Below are 13727 nucleotides of genomic sequence, written 5' to 3' on the forward strand. Positions count from 1 at the left end.
ATGCCGCCGGTTTTCAGAGGTATGGGCGAGGGCAACAGCGCGGATCGGGAGGTTTTGGTTTGAGATTACAGGTGTTCCATGATTTAAAACAGATTGCGCCGTCGGAGAGTGCGGTGGCCATGGGTGTTTTTGACGGAGTCCACCTGGGGCATCAGAGAGTGATTTCTTGCGTGACCTTTACGGCCCGCAAGCTGGTTCCTACGGTGTTTACCTTCGACGCCAGCCCGCAGGAGATGTTCAAGGGGGACGGCGATTTGCGCCTGACCGCCGGCGAGAGCAAGCTGCGGCTGTTCGAGCGTCTGGGAGTGCGCCGGGTGTACATGCCCCGCTTTGAAGAGGTGCGCGCACTGTCGCCGCGGGAGTTTGTGGAAAACGTTCTGCATGGCGTCATGCGCGCCAAAGAGGTGAGCTGCGGCTTTAATTTTCATTTCGGCCGTGGCGGCAGGGCCGGCAGCGCGGAGCTCAAGGAGCTGTGCGCGCAGTTCGGCATTGAGGTGGCGGTCGTACCGGCGCTCACGCTCGATGGCAGACCGGTGAGTTCCACGCGCATCCGCGAGGCGCTGCAGGCAGGCGACACCGCGGAGGCCGCCCGTCTTCTGGGCCGGTTTTACGCGGTGGACTTCCCGGTGGCGCACGGGCGCCAGCTGGGGCGCAAGCTGGGTGCGCCCACCATTAATCAGCCGTTCCCAAAGGGCTTTTTGTGTCCCCGGTTCGGCGTGTACGCCTCGGTTGTAACTGTGGGCGGCAAACGGTACGCCGGGGTGACAAATATTGGAATGCGGCCCACCGTCGGCTCCGACGGGGTGCTGGCCGAAACGATGATCGACGGCTTTTCGGGCGACCTGTACGGCCGTCGTGTGCCGGTGGAGCTGGTTTGCTTTCTGCGGCCCGAGCAGAAATTCGGCGATCTCGATCAGCTGCGGCAGGCGATTCTGCGCGACGCAGACACGGCCCGCGGTCTTGTGAGCCCCTATTTACAAACCCGGGAAGCTATGGTATAATCAATCAGTTAGTGTAAGCCCCTTTCCCGGAATAAGGAATAAGCCCCTTTGGGGAGTTCACCGGCCTTTTGCTGGGATTGTGGGTACAATAGGTGCGTAACCCGCACGGAAAGGGTGGAAAAACCATGTTAAAAGAAGAAAAACAGCAGATTATTGAGCAGTATGCTCTGCACGAGGGAGACACCGGCTCCGCCGAAGTTCAGATCGCGATTCTGACCAAGAGAATCAACGATTTGACCGATCACCTCAAAATCCACAAGAAGGATCATCATTCTCGCCGCGGCCTGTTGAAAATGGTCGGACAGAGAAGAAGTATGCTGAAATACCTGACCAAAACGGATATTGTGCGTTATCGCGCCATTATCGAAAAACTGGGCATCCGTAAGTAATAGCACGCTGTTTCAGGCAGACGGCTTTTTAGCCGTCTGCCTTTTAGGCATCTGCGCGAGATTGTTCCGTTTACGGGAGGATCCGGGTTTTAGCAGTGAAACGAGTTTCTAGGCGTTACGTGTAGAAATTGGTTTAATTGCTAAGCCTGCTTCCCTCCCGGGCAAGATTTGAAAAAAGAAGTAACAAGGAGGATTTTTTGATGTTCGAAAATTTCAAGGTGTATGAAACCGATTTCGCCGGCCGCCCGCTGGTGATCGAAACCGGTAAAATGGCTCAGCTGGCCAACGGCGAATGCCTTGTGCGCTACGGCGAAACCGTTGTTCACGTGGCGGTAACGGCCTCGGCCAAGCCCCGCGACGGCATTGACTTTTTCCCGCTTTCCGTCGATTTTGAAGAGAAGCTGTACGCAGTCGGCAAAATCCCCGGCTCGTTCTTAAAGAGAGAAGGCCGCCCCTCCGAAAAGGCGGTTTTGGCCTCCCGGGTGATCGACCGCCCCATTCGCCCGCTGTTCCCGAAGGATATGCGCAACGACGTTTCCGTCGTCTGCACCGTCATGTCCGTAGACCCCGACTGCTCCCCCGAAATCGCCGCCATGGTGGGCACCTCCATCGCGATCAGCATTTCGGACATCCCGTGGAGAGGGCCGATCTCTGCTGTTTCCGTCGGCTATGTGGATGGTGAGATCGTCATCAACCCCACCGCCGAGCAGAAAGAGAAGTCTCAGATGGCCGTGACAGTGGCCTCCACTGATTCCCGCATCGCGATGATTGAGGCCGGTGCGAATGAGGTGAGCGACGATGTGATGTACAACGGCATTTTGGCGGGCCATGCCGCCAACCAGCCGATCATCGAGCTGATCAAGAAGATGAAGGAAGAGATCGGCAAGGAGAAGTTCAGCTACCCGAGCAACGAGCCCGACGAGGGGATGCTCGCCGCGATCAAGGAATTCGCGATTGAAGAGATTCGCCTGGCGCTCGACACCGACGACAAGACGGTGCGCGACGCCCGTTTGAAGCCGATTTACGAAAAAGTGCATGAGAAGTTCGACGAGATTTACCCCGACAGCGCGGCAAAGATCGACGAATGCCTGTATAAAACCCAGAAATACGTGGTACGCCGCTGGCTGCTCGACGAGAAGAAGCGCGTGGACGGGCGCGGCATGGATGAAATTCGCCCGCTCGCGGCGGAGGTTGGCCTGCTGCCCCGCGTACACGGCTCCGGCATGTTCACCCGCGGCCAGACTCAGGTGCTCACCGTCGTCACCCTCGGCCCGGTCACAGACCGCCAGCTGCTCGACGGCATTGACGACGAGGAGTACAAGCGCTATATGCACCACTACAACTTCCCGTCCTACTCCGTTGGCGAAACAAAGCCCAGCCGCGGCCCCGGCCGCCGCGAAATCGGCCACGGCGCTCTGGCGGAGCGCGCCCTGCTGCCGGTGATCCCCCCCGTGGAGGAATTCCCTTATGCGCTGCGCCTTGTTTCTGAGGTTCTGTCCTCCAACGGCTCCACCTCTCAGGGCTCCGTGTGCGGCAGCACTCTGGCGCTGATGGACGCCGGCGTGCCGATTAAGGCGCCGGTTGCCGGTATCTCCTGCGGTCTGATCACCGAGGGAGACCGCTGGATGACCATGGTGGACATTCAGGGTCTGGAAGATTTCTTCGGCGATATGGACTTTAAGGTGGCTGGTACCCATGCGGGCATTACCGCCATTCAGATGGACCTGAAGATCGACGGCCTGACCCCCGAGATGGTCAAAGAGGCTTTGGAAAAGACACACAAGGCCCGCGATTATATTCTCGACGAAATCATGCTCCCGCAGATTCCCGCGCCGCGTACGGAGCTTTCAAAATACGCGCCCAAAATGCTCTCCACCGTGATCCCCACGGAGAAGATCCGCGAGGTCATCGGTTCCGGCGGAAAGGTGATCCAGAAGATCTCCGCCGAATGCGGCGTGAAGATCGATATTGAGGACGACGGACATGTGTTTGTTTCCGGTATCGATATCGACAATTGCCGCCGCGCCATGACGATCATCGATACGATCGTGAACGATCCGGAGCCCGGCGCCATCTACAACGGCCGTGTGACCCGCCTGATGGACTTCGGCGCGTTCGTCGAAATCGCCCCCGGCAAAGAGGGTTTGGTTCACATTTCCCGCCTGGATGTCAAGCGCACCGAGAAGGTGACCGATGTGGTCAATGTTGGCGACGAAGTAATGGTTAAGGTGCTCGAGATCGACGATAAAGGCCGCCTGAACCTCTCCCGCCGCGACGCGCTGATCGAGGTGGAGGGCCTTGTGCCGGAGAACGAGATTTCCGACGCGCCCCGCCGCCCTGCTCCCCGCAGAGACGATCGCCGTGACGACCGCCGCGGCAGCAACGGCTTCCGCCCCAACACCAATAAGCCGCGTCAGTAATTGCGCGCCAGGCAACGGCTGCAGTAATTAAAAAATCAAGTCGCTCTCCCTTTTTGGAGTACGCAGGGATCTAGAAAAGAATAACGGGGGATTGCCCTACAGAAAGGTTCCGCGAAAGCGGAGCCTTTTTGCATATGGGACGGAAGACACAAAAGTGCCGTTCCAAAAAAGTGCAGCTTTTTTGGAAAAATAAGGAACAGTCAGGCACTCTGAAGCATGAAACACTGTATCTCCTCGAGCATTTTCCATGACCGGTGCAGAAAAATAAAGTGAAAACACAAAGAATGGCCGAATGGAACCAAAGTCTCTCCCTGCCGCTTACTGTGCTTTTTTTACGGGTTTTACAGCAAAACTTTTCACTTTTTCGCGGCTTTATCCCTTGTGGGATATTTTCAGATAGGGTATAATAACGATAAGTAGCCTATGATACCGCTGATCTGGAAACAGATTATAACGGTGCGTTTGTGGCAGAAGAGCTTCTCTCCCCTCCTCGAGTGGGGGCAAAGATTTGGTTGGATGAAAGGGCGCCGAACCATCCGCCGTGAATTTTCCAATCGGATCTGTAAGACCCGCCCGCAAAGGGGCGGTGCATACCCGCAGAAGACTGCCGCCGCGCGGCGAATCATCGAATGACCTGAAATAGAGAATGAATGGTGCTTGAAATGGAGCAGAAATCCCCGGGCCGCGTTTTCAGCGGTATTGTTCGAGGGGATCGGAAAGGAAACAGTGGATGTTTGATCGGATACAGACAATCGATATCAAAATGCTGCGCATGATTCAGAGGAATTTTCGCTGCAGCCTGTTTGACGCGGTGATGCCGTACATTTCTCTGGTGGGGAATGTGGGCGCGGTGTGGGCAACCGTGATGGTGGTGTTTTTCCTGATGCCGCATTACCGGGAGGCCGGGGTCGTGATGTTCTTTGTTCTGGCCGCCTGCGGCGTGCTGACGAACTTTGTGCTCAAGCCTCTGGTGGCGCGGCCAAGGCCCTGCCATACATACCAGGACCAAAAGCTGCTGGTGAACCGGCCCACGGATTATTCGTTTCCGTCCGGGCACACGATGTCCTCCTTTGGCGCGGCATTGATTATTTTTCACGCCAACCATGCGCTGGGGATCGTCGCCTTTGTATTTGCGTTTCTAATGGCGTTTTCCCGCCTTTATTTATTCGTTCACTACCCGTCGGATGTACTCACGGGAGTTGTGCTGGGGCTCTCCGCCGCCAGCGAGCCGCTGGTGCTGGTGTTCGCCGCGCTGTGCGCGTGTGTGTACTGCGGCAAAACCCGCTACCGCAGGGGGGAGGAAGAAACCACCGCGGGGGTGGGGGAATCCGGCAACGGATAGGCTTTGTCCCGTGCTGTAAGAGCAGGCCCGGCCTGCTTTGCATATAGATAGAACCAGGAAAAGGAGTGAGAGGAATGTCTGAAATCACACAGGCCAAGCGAATCGTCGTCAAAGTTGGCACCTCAACCCTGACGTACGATAACGGCAAGGCGAATTTCCGCACCATGGAAGAACTCTGCAAGGTACTCAGCGATTTGCAGAATTCCGGCAAGGAAATGGTCTTGGTTACCTCCGGAGCGCTGGCGATCGGCATGAGCAAACTGGGGTTGAAGGAACGACCGCGTGAGATTGAGAAAAAACAGGCGGTCGCGGCGGTGGGCCAGTGTGAGCTGATGTTTCTTTACGATAAATTTTTTGGGGAGTTCAACCACACGGTGGCTCAGGTTTTGCTGTCGAGCGACGTGATGATCGAGCAGATCAGCAAGCGGAATGTGCAGAACACCTTCCGAACTCTGCTCGATATGGGCATTATTCCGGTCGTCAACGAAAACGATACGGTGTCTATCGATGAACTGATGGGCGCGCATATCGGCGATAACGATACGCTTTCCGCTACGGTGGCGGTACTGGCGGAGGCCGACCTTCTGGTGCTTCTGACCGACATCGACGGACTGTACAGCGCCGACCCGAGGAAGTACCCCAACGCAAAGAGAATCCCGCGAGTCCCCAAAATTACCGATGAGATCAAAACACTCGGCGGCGGGGAAGGCTCTGCGAGAGGAACCGGGGGAATGCGCACCAAAATTTCTGCGGCAATGGTTTCTACCGCGGCAGGGATTCCGTGCGGCATCATCAACGGCGCCGCCCCGAAGGATCTGTACCGTCTGCTGGCGGGAGAAGACCTGGGGACGATATTCGAAGCGGAATAAAAACACATCGCGCGCGTACGCCCCATGCCTGTGCGGCATCGGTTTGCCCCGGCTCCTTGCGGGAGCCTGGGCAAAGGCAGCCCCCGCAGGGGCGCTGCCGGCGGCCGCGCGTTTTTTGCTCCCCCGGTTTTTCCGGGCAGAATATTTTACAAACACACAAATAATGTCTTAACGTTTTTTAAAAACGGAATGGTTTCTCATAGAAAGGGGAAGCACTATGACAAAGTTACAGGAAATGGGCCGGAAGGCCAAGGCCGCCTCCCGCGTGCTGGCCAATGCCGGGGCCGGAAAAGACGCCGCGCTGAGGAGTATTGCGGATGGTTTGGTTGCAAATGCGGAAAAAATCATCGGTGCAAATAAAATCGATCTGGAGCAGGCGCGCGCCGGCGGCATGAGCGAATCGATGCTCGACCGCCTGACGCTGAACGAGGCCCGCATCAGGGATATGGCGGAGGGCGCCCGGCAGGTGGCCGCGCAGACAGACCCCATCGGCCGCATTCTCTCGGGCGAGGTTCGTCCCAACGGAATGAAAATTGAGAAGGTCGCCGTTCCCCTTGGCGTGATCGGCATGATTTACGAGGCGCGCCCCAATGTGACGGCGGACGCGGCAGTGCTGTGCCTGAAGGCCGGCAACGCGGTGATTCTGCGCGGCGGCAAGGAGGCGATTCACTCCAACACCGCGATTGCACAAGTGATGCGCGACGCTGTGGAGAGCGCCGGGCTGCCCCGCGACAGCATCCAGCTAGTCGAGGATACCAGCCGCCAGAGCTCGGTGGAGCTCATGGGACTGACCGAGTACCTCGACGTGTTGATCCCCCGCGGCGGCGCGGGCCTGATCCGCTCGGTGAAGGAGAATTCGCACGTACCCGTCATCGAAACGGGCGTTGGCAACTGCCACGTGTATGTGGACGACAACGCCGATCTGGAAATGGCGGCCAGGATTATCTTCAACTCCAAGACGTCCCGCCCCTCCGTGTGCAATGCGGCGGAAACGCTGCTGGTTCACAGTGCGGTGGCGGAAAAATTCCTGCCTGTCGCAAAGAAAATGCTCGATGAGAAAAAAGTGCAGCTGCGCGCCGATGAGCGCGCCCTGCAAAAGCTGGGCGCATGCGATACGGTCATCCCCGCCGCGGAGGACGACTGGGCCACCGAGTTTTCGGATTATATTCTGGCCGTTCGTGTGGTGGATTCCCTCGACGAGGCGATCGAGCATATCTCAAAATATTCCTCCGGCCACAGTGAGGCGATTGTGACGAACAACTACGAGCACGCCCGGCAGTTCACCGCCCGCGTGGACGCGGCTGCGGTATATGTGAATGTTTCCACACGCTTTACCGATGGCGGCCAGTTCGGGCTTGGGGCCGAAATCGGCATTTCCACCCAGAAGCTGCATGCCAGAGGGCCCATGGGCGTCAACGAGCTGACATCCCAGAAATTCATCATCACCGGCGACGGGCAGATCAGAGAATAACGGGATACGGTGTGATTAAATGCCAAAACAGCGATTCCTTCCCCGCTTTTTGCGGGGAAGGAATTCATCGGCTTTTTTAAGATTGTCAGAATAAAAAGGAGAAGCCATGAACTCAGAGCAAAATGAAACGAAGCGGGAGCAGACCGAAGAACACGGCGAGCTCCCGGAAGAACTGGTAGAGGAAATTGATTTTGACCGCTTTGCCGAAAGCAAAAAGAGCGATGAGACGCGGGTTTCTTCGGACTACCGGTCGGCATATCAGAAAAAGCCGGAGAAGCGGAAGAGATCCTCCAAACGCAGCCCGGAAGAAAAAAAGGTGCGCGCGGCGCTGGAGGCGGCGGAGCAGGCGAGAATCCGGGCGCAGAAAGTGGCGGCTGATCTGGCGCAGGCCCCCGAGCCGGAGCCGGAGCTGGATGATTTTCTGCCGGAGGGCGAGACTGCCGAGCGCGAGGATATTCTGCTGATCAAGAAGGATCCGGGTTCCCCGGGGGAACAGGAGCAGCAGGAAATTGCGGAGAATTCGGAGGCGGCGTCCGCCCCTGCCGCCGCGGATCGGGCTCCGTCGCTTCGCAGGAGCGGCAAATACCGCTACGGAATCGGCGTGGGGGCTTTGATCATGGTGCTCGCCTTTGTGGGCCTTTCGGTGATCGTGTGGGGTGTGGGCCAGCGAATTTACCGCGCCGTAACCGACGACAGCCCGCTGCGCGCGTACGATACGTTCCTGTCCCCGATTGTGATGCAGGACCCCGAACCGTTTGAAAGCCCCAAGGAAGCGGACGCGGAAATGGTTATGAAGGCCTCGCTGTGGCGCGCTGTGACGCAGAATGGAGCCCAATACAACAGCTACGATGATCAGGGCCGCACGCTGGTTCCCCTCGGCGATGTGGTGGACGCCTGCCACGCGCTGTTTGGCCCGGACTGCGACCTGCAGCCGTCGAATCCGCAGGAGGAAACCTTCTTTGAATACGATTCGGAGCAGAATGTGTTCCGCGTTATTCCGTACAGCTCGCAGAGCAGCTTCTCCCCGTATACGGTCAGCAGTAAAAAATTCGGCGATACCGTTGTTCTGCGCGTCGGCTATGTGGTCGGCGACTGGCAGGACGGCACCGAGAGCGAAAACGCTGCTCCCGAGCCGGTGAAGTATATGCAGTATGTTCTGAAGAAAACCGCGGACGGCAAAAGCGAATATGTGACGGCTGTCCGTGCCGACAATGCCTCTTAACGAAAATGAGCCCGGGCCAACGGCCCGGGCTCATGACATCATTGAGTGATCAGGGTTTAAATAATCAGGTACATCAGCGCAAAGATCAGGCCGGTGTCTGCCTTCTCCGAAACAAGGATCAAAAGCAGAATCAGAATCAGCGTTCGTTCGCCGTCCTGCAGTAGCCCGTCAAACAAATTGGAAAGCGTGCTGGGCTGCGGGAGCGGCAGGGCGGGCGGCGCGCCCTTTGCAGGGGAAGAATCATGATGACGCTGTGGCTGTGGCTCAGGCTCGGGCTTTTGGGGCTCCGGCGGCGCGCCCTGCTGTGAACGGCTCAGGCTTTGCTGGGCGCGGTTCTGCATTTCGCGGACCCGGCGGATGGCGTCCTGCTGCATGCGCTGCATATCGTTGGTGTCGTTGGTCGCCACTGCGAAATCCCCCCTTCGTTACAAAATGCCCTGCCCGCGGAGTACCGGCAGCAGGCGCAGCATCGAAAGCATTTTTATGGCTTCATCCACCTTCTTCTGGCGCTCCGGCCCCAGAAGAGGGCGCAGCGCGTGCAGGAGCCGGGTGTTGTTGTCTTCCTGCCGGAAGGTGGAAAGCAAAGGCAGAATTTTTGAGACGACTTGCAGGGTGTCGCTGTCCAGTCCGCCACCGCCGCCCCCGCCCAAAAGGCCGGTGAGCGCACCGAGTCCGCCGCCACCGCCACCGCCGCCCAGCAGGCCCGACAAGGCATTCAGGCCGCCCGCGCCGCCAAGGCTTGACAAAAGCGAGCCGAGCTTTGCGGTATCCAGCCCGCCGGCTGCACCGGGGGACTGGGGTATGTTCCCGCCGCCCGGGGCGGCAGAGCCGGCGTTCCCCAAAAGACCGGCCAGACTGCTCAGGTCCAGCCCCTGAAGAGGATTATTGCCGGCAGGTGCGTTCTGCCCCGGGGACGTGGGGGGATTAGGTGTGGAATTCCCCAGCCCCAGCGAGGCTGCCAGGCTGTTCAGTTGTTGCATGGCCTGTGGATCGCTGAGCAGCTCGTTGATTTTGCTGGAGAGATCATCCATACCCTCACACCCTTTTCCTATTTCTGTCCGTTCAGGCGGCGCATCAAATCCTGCGCCTGCGGTGAGCTGATCAGCTTTTGAATTGCCTGCTGGTCGTTCAGTATTTTTTGCAACGTGGCTGCGTCATTCGGATTCATGTTCTGCATCAGAGCTGGCAAATTTCCGTTTTCCGCGTACTGCATGATTTCTTCCGGACGTTTGCCGAGGCGCTGCGCAAGCAGATTCAGCAAAACCTGTTTTTCGTTGGATTGATTGGATTGGTTCGATTGCATCGTTATCACCCCTTTTTCTATGATATGAATGAGAGGTTCGGGATATGAAAGGTAAAGCACAAAACACGTTAAAATCAGCGGTTTCGCCCTTGTATTCGGCAAAGGAAAGCCCCGGAATGTTCATTTTGGCTTCCGTACGAAAAAACGGCGCGTAGCGTTTTCGTCTGTTTTTTCGGCGTTGGTTGGAAAAGGGCTGGAATGTGGATTGATAATCTCCCTTGCCGGCGTAGGGAGGTGTATTTGGAGCGGATTTTAAAAAGCATCTGCGGATAGCCGAAAAGCGGCATCATAAGAAAAGGAGGTTCCATGAGAATTTTAGTTGTGTCGGATACGCACGGAGACCGGCAGACCCTGCACCGCGTGATTTTGTCGCAGCCGAGGGCCGAGGTGGTGATCCACCTCGGGGACGGATGTGAGGACATAGAGGAGGAACGCTTTCTCCACCCGGAAAAAATGTTTTTGCAGGTGCGCGGCAACTGCGATTGGGGCTGCGCATTGCCGCCTCTGGGGGAAATCCAGCTGGAAAACCGCAAAATCTTCTTTACTCACGGTAATATGTACAATGTAAAATACACTCTGGACGAAATCAAGCTGGCGGCACGCCTGCAAAAGGCAACGATTCTGCTGTTTGGGCATACGCATGTTCCTTACACGGAATACGAGAACGGACTGTATGTGATGAACCCGGGTTCCCTGCGCGGAGCGGGTGCCAGCTACGGCATTGTGGATTTAACGCCGCAGGGCGTGGTGACAAATTTGATCCGTGCGAATTGAGGGCGGAAGAGAATGCGAAATCCGGCGAGCCTAGGGTGTTTTGCATGTGTGCTTCAGGTGCCGGAACGCCGCCTTGTTTCGCATTGACAAAACGATGTGCCGATGCTACTCTAAGGAGAGAGAATCCAACTTGAAAAAGGGCCTGCCGGAAGGCGAAAATTTCTTTTCTGCCGTAAGTGGAGAAGGAAATGGATGCCTTGTTTTCAAGGAGAGGAATGAATAAATAACGTCTTTTGATCGGGCGAAAGGAAAGGAACGTACCGGATATGACAGAATATGAAAGATGGCGCAATACCCCTTTGGAAGACCCGAAGCTGACTCAGGAGCTGGAAGACATTGCCGATCAGCCGGAGGAGATCAACGACCGGTTTTACCGCGACCTGGAATTCGGAACGGGCGGCCTGCGCGGCGTGCTGGGCGCGGGAACGAACCGGATGAATATTTACACCGTGCGCAAAGCGACCCAAGGCCTCGCGAATTACCTGAATAAAAAGAAACCCGGCGGCGCGGTAGCAATTGCCCACGACAGCCGCATCAATTCCGAGCTTTTTGCAAAGGAAGCCGCGGGCGTTTTGGCGGCCAGCGGCATCACGGCTCACCTGTACCCCGAGCTGATGCCCACGCCGGCTTTGTCCTTCGCGGTGCGTTACCTGCACTGTGACGCGGGCATCAACATAACGGCCAGCCATAATCCCGCCAAATATAACGGCTATAAGGCCTACGGCAGCGACGGCTGCCAGATTGCACTGGAAATGGCCGACCGCGTGCTGGAGGAGATTAACAGCCTTGACATCTTCAGCGACATAAAACATATCTCTTATGAGGAAGGCGTGAGGAAGGGCCTGATTCGCACGATTCCGCAGGAGGTAACGGATGCGTATATAGAGGCCGTGAAGAGCCAGAGTCTGCTCCACGACATCGACGGCGGCCTGAAGGTGGTGTATACGCCGCTCAACGGCGCGGGACGCATGTGTGTGACCCGCGTGCTCAAAGAAATCGGTATTGACGACGTTACGGTGGTTCCCGAGCAGGCCGAGCCGGACGGAAACTTCCCCACCTGCCCCTATCCGAATCCGGAATTCCGCGAGGCGTTGCAAAAGGGTCTTGAGCTCAGCGCACGCCTGCAGCCCGACCTGCTGCTGGCAACCGACCCCGACAGCGACCGCGCGGGGATCGCCGTGCGGCACAATGGGGATTTCGTACTGCTCAATGGCAACGAGGTCGGCGTTCTTCTGCTCGATTTTGTGGCGCGCATGCGCCGCCGGAACGGCACTATGCCGGACCGTCCGGCGGTGATCAGCACGATTGTCAGCACCGATATGAACGAGCCGGTTGCGGCGGAATACGGGATCGAGCTGTTCAAGGTGCTGACCGGCTTCAAGTACATCGGTGAAAAAATCGGTGAACTGGAGGCCAAAGGGGAGCGGGATCGCTTTATTTTCGGCTATGAGGAAAGCTACGGGTATTTGGCGGGCAGCTATGTGCGCGATAAAGACGCCGTAAACGCCAGCATGCTGATCTGCGAAATGGCGCTCTACTACAAACGCCAGGGGAAAACGCTGGTGGACGCGATGGGCGATCTGTACCAAAAGCATGGCCATTATATCAACGATCTGCTGAACTTCGCGTTTGAAGGGCAGGACGGTATGAATAAGATGAGCGGCATGATGGATGCGCTGCGCAGAGCCGCGCCGGAGCAGATCGCGGGTTACCGCGTGATCGGCCACAGCGATTACGAGACCAGAATTCGCTTCGACGGCGAGGAGCAGAGCCCCATTGATCTGCCGAAATCGAACGTTCTGGAGTACCGCTTGGAGAATGGCTGCAAGCTGATGGTGCGCCCCTCCGGCACGGAGCCGAAGATCAAGATTTACCTTTCCGCGCGCGGCGCGAATCGGGAAGAAGCCCTTGCGATCATTGACAAGCTGAAAGAAGCGTCGCCAAAGCTGCTCGGAATTTAAGGTTTTGTGCAGTTTGTGTAAAGTTTTGATTAATCTGTTGACAAATCGGATAGTCGGGGTTATACTAGAAACACGTTATACAGGACGGACAAACGGAGTCCGCGTGATATATTGGAATCAGCGCCATGCGAAAGCATACCGGGCCGGCGGCAGCCGGAACGGCCAGGTCTGTATAATGAAAAGAACATTCAGCAGCTAAGAGAGATCTTAGCTGCTTTTTTTGCAGGCTGAGCCTGCACGTATGCCATGGGGCAGCAGGGGGGGAAGTTTTCGCTTCACACTTCATTTGTCGTGTGTGAGTGGGCTTGCCCCTCGTGCCCGCCCCAGCCTGAGGGTGACCCAATACCAGAGGAAACCCATGCGGGGAACCCGCTGAAAACCAGCTTTTCTATAATAATCAAGAGAGAAAAGAAAGAATTTCTCGCTGATGTCCAGGAAAAAGGGTCGCAGAGCTTACAAAACAAGGATGATTATTAATTGTTTGTTAACTATAAGTAAATTCAAAAGAAAAGGATTGACAAATCAGATAAGTGGGGTTATACTATAAACAAGTTATACAGAACGGACAAACGGAGTCTGCGCGATATATTGGAATTAACGCCATGCGAGAGCATACCGGGCCGGCAACAGGCCGGAACGGTAAGGTCTGTATAATGAAATGAGAATTCGGCGGCAAAGAGAAATCTTGGCTGCTTTTTTTATTGTCCCGCGGCAAACAGAGTTTTGCCTGCGGGCTTTTTGCTGTTCTGCGGGTGGCGGAATGAAGTCTGCCTATTGCCGCGGGAGTGCCGCTGGTAGTATAATAAATAAAAATCGTGAGATAAGCTGATGCGCTTGAAAGCCGTCTGGGTTTCAAGCTGTGGGGGAAATTCCCGCAACGCCTTTCCGCTGTTCACCGACGGGGAACGGCGACAAACCGCGGGCTGTGCCGGCGGCGATTCCCCGGGCGCGTTCAATCGGTCTCGTTTGAAAGCT

12 protein-coding genes are annotated in these 13727 nt (G+C 56.7%); 9 read left to right on the forward strand and 3 right to left on the reverse strand.

Annotated features, from left to right (window positions below):
- The first annotated feature begins 59 nt into the window (after positions 1 to 59).
- From ribF to G340_RS0114335, 7 genes are all read left to right on the forward strand, one after another.
- Positions 60 to 1001, forward strand: a complete 942-nt coding sequence (gene ribF, locus G340_RS0114305) for a riboflavin biosynthesis protein RibF (protein WP_020074331.1) — start codon at positions 60 to 62, stop codon at positions 999 to 1001.
- A 125-nt stretch (positions 1002 to 1126) separates the two neighbouring features.
- A complete protein-coding gene (rpsO, locus tag G340_RS0114310) occupies positions 1127 to 1390 on the forward strand; it encodes a 30S ribosomal protein S15 (protein ID WP_009061953.1) in 264 nt (87 codons plus the stop codon).
- A 200-nt stretch (positions 1391 to 1590) separates the two neighbouring features.
- Positions 1591 to 3810: a polyribonucleotide nucleotidyltransferase gene (locus G340_RS16920; protein WP_020074332.1), complete on the forward strand. Its 2220-nt coding sequence runs from the start codon at positions 1591 to 1593 to the stop codon at positions 3808 to 3810.
- 730 nt (positions 3811 to 4540) lie between these two features.
- Complete coding sequence (locus G340_RS0114320) at positions 4541 to 5152, forward strand: phosphatase PAP2 family protein (RefSeq protein ID WP_020074333.1); 612 nt, start codon at positions 4541 to 4543, stop codon at positions 5150 to 5152.
- A 74-nt stretch (positions 5153 to 5226) separates the two neighbouring features.
- A complete protein-coding gene (proB, locus tag G340_RS0114325) occupies positions 5227 to 6021 on the forward strand; it encodes a glutamate 5-kinase (protein ID WP_020074334.1) in 795 nt (264 codons plus the stop codon).
- A gap of 217 nt (positions 6022 to 6238) precedes the next feature.
- Positions 6239 to 7492, forward strand: coding sequence for a glutamate-5-semialdehyde dehydrogenase (locus G340_RS0114330; RefSeq protein WP_020074335.1), 1254 nt, complete (start codon positions 6239 to 6241; stop codon positions 7490 to 7492).
- A gap of 106 nt (positions 7493 to 7598) precedes the next feature.
- A complete protein-coding gene (locus G340_RS0114335) occupies positions 7599 to 8714 on the forward strand; it encodes a hypothetical protein (protein WP_020074336.1) in 1116 nt (371 codons plus the stop codon).
- Positions 8715 to 8770: 56 nt separating this feature from the next.
- Here G340_RS0114335 and G340_RS0114340 read toward each other — a convergent pair whose 3' ends face one another.
- From G340_RS0114340 to G340_RS0114350, 3 genes are read right to left on the reverse strand one after another with little or no spacing between them, the layout of a single operon-like run.
- Positions 8771 to 9121: a hypothetical protein gene (locus G340_RS0114340; RefSeq protein ID WP_020074337.1), complete on the reverse strand. Its 351-nt coding sequence runs from the start codon at positions 9119 to 9121 to the stop codon at positions 8771 to 8773.
- 18 nt (positions 9122 to 9139) lie between these two features.
- Positions 9140 to 9745: a hypothetical protein gene (locus G340_RS0114345; protein WP_027104019.1), complete on the reverse strand. Its 606-nt coding sequence runs from the start codon at positions 9743 to 9745 to the stop codon at positions 9140 to 9142.
- A gap of 17 nt (positions 9746 to 9762) precedes the next feature.
- Positions 9763 to 10017, reverse strand: coding sequence for a hypothetical protein (locus G340_RS0114350; protein WP_020074338.1), 255 nt, complete (start codon positions 10015 to 10017; stop codon positions 9763 to 9765).
- A gap of 306 nt (positions 10018 to 10323) precedes the next feature.
- Between G340_RS0114350 and G340_RS0114360 the strand changes: the two genes are divergently transcribed.
- Complete coding sequence (locus G340_RS0114360) at positions 10324 to 10791, forward strand: metallophosphoesterase family protein (protein ID WP_020074340.1); 468 nt, start codon at positions 10324 to 10326, stop codon at positions 10789 to 10791.
- Between the two features lie 266 nt (positions 10792 to 11057).
- Positions 11058 to 12752: a phospho-sugar mutase gene (locus G340_RS0114370; RefSeq protein ID WP_020074342.1), complete on the forward strand. Its 1695-nt coding sequence runs from the start codon at positions 11058 to 11060 to the stop codon at positions 12750 to 12752.
- The last annotated feature ends 975 nt before the right edge of the window (positions 12753 to 13727 follow it).

This window comes from Faecalispora sporosphaeroides DSM 1294 (assembly GCA_000383295.1).
Classification (GTDB): Bacteria; Bacillota; Clostridia; order Oscillospirales; family Acutalibacteraceae; genus Faecalispora; species Faecalispora sporosphaeroides.

Excerpts from the sequence above, each read along its gene's own strand:
- proB (WP_020074334.1), top strand. The coding sequence starts at position 5,227 with ATGTCTGAAATCACACAGGCCAAGCGAATCGTCGTCAAAGTTGGCACC.
- rpsO (WP_009061953.1), top strand. The coding sequence starts at position 1,127 with ATGTTAAAAGAAGAAAAACAGCAGATTATTGAGCAGTATGCTCTGCAC.
- G340_RS0114345 (WP_027104019.1), bottom strand. The coding sequence starts at position 9,745 with ATGGATGATCTCTCCAGCAAAATCAACGAGCTGCTCAGCGATCCACAG.
- G340_RS0114360 (WP_020074340.1), top strand. The coding sequence starts at position 10,324 with ATGAGAATTTTAGTTGTGTCGGATACGCACGGAGACCGGCAGACCCTG.
- G340_RS16920 (WP_020074332.1), top strand. The coding sequence starts at position 1,591 with ATGTTCGAAAATTTCAAGGTGTATGAAACCGATTTCGCCGGCCGCCCG.
- G340_RS0114350 (WP_020074338.1), bottom strand. The coding sequence starts at position 10,017 with ATGCAATCGAACCAATCCAATCAATCCAACGAAAAACAGGTTTTGCTG.
- G340_RS0114330 (WP_020074335.1), top strand. The coding sequence starts at position 6,239 with ATGACAAAGTTACAGGAAATGGGCCGGAAGGCCAAGGCCGCCTCCCGC.
- G340_RS0114335 (WP_020074336.1), top strand. The coding sequence starts at position 7,599 with ATGAACTCAGAGCAAAATGAAACGAAGCGGGAGCAGACCGAAGAACAC.
- G340_RS0114320 (WP_020074333.1), top strand. The coding sequence starts at position 4,541 with ATGTTTGATCGGATACAGACAATCGATATCAAAATGCTGCGCATGATT.
- G340_RS0114370 (WP_020074342.1), top strand. The coding sequence starts at position 11,058 with ATGACAGAATATGAAAGATGGCGCAATACCCCTTTGGAAGACCCGAAG.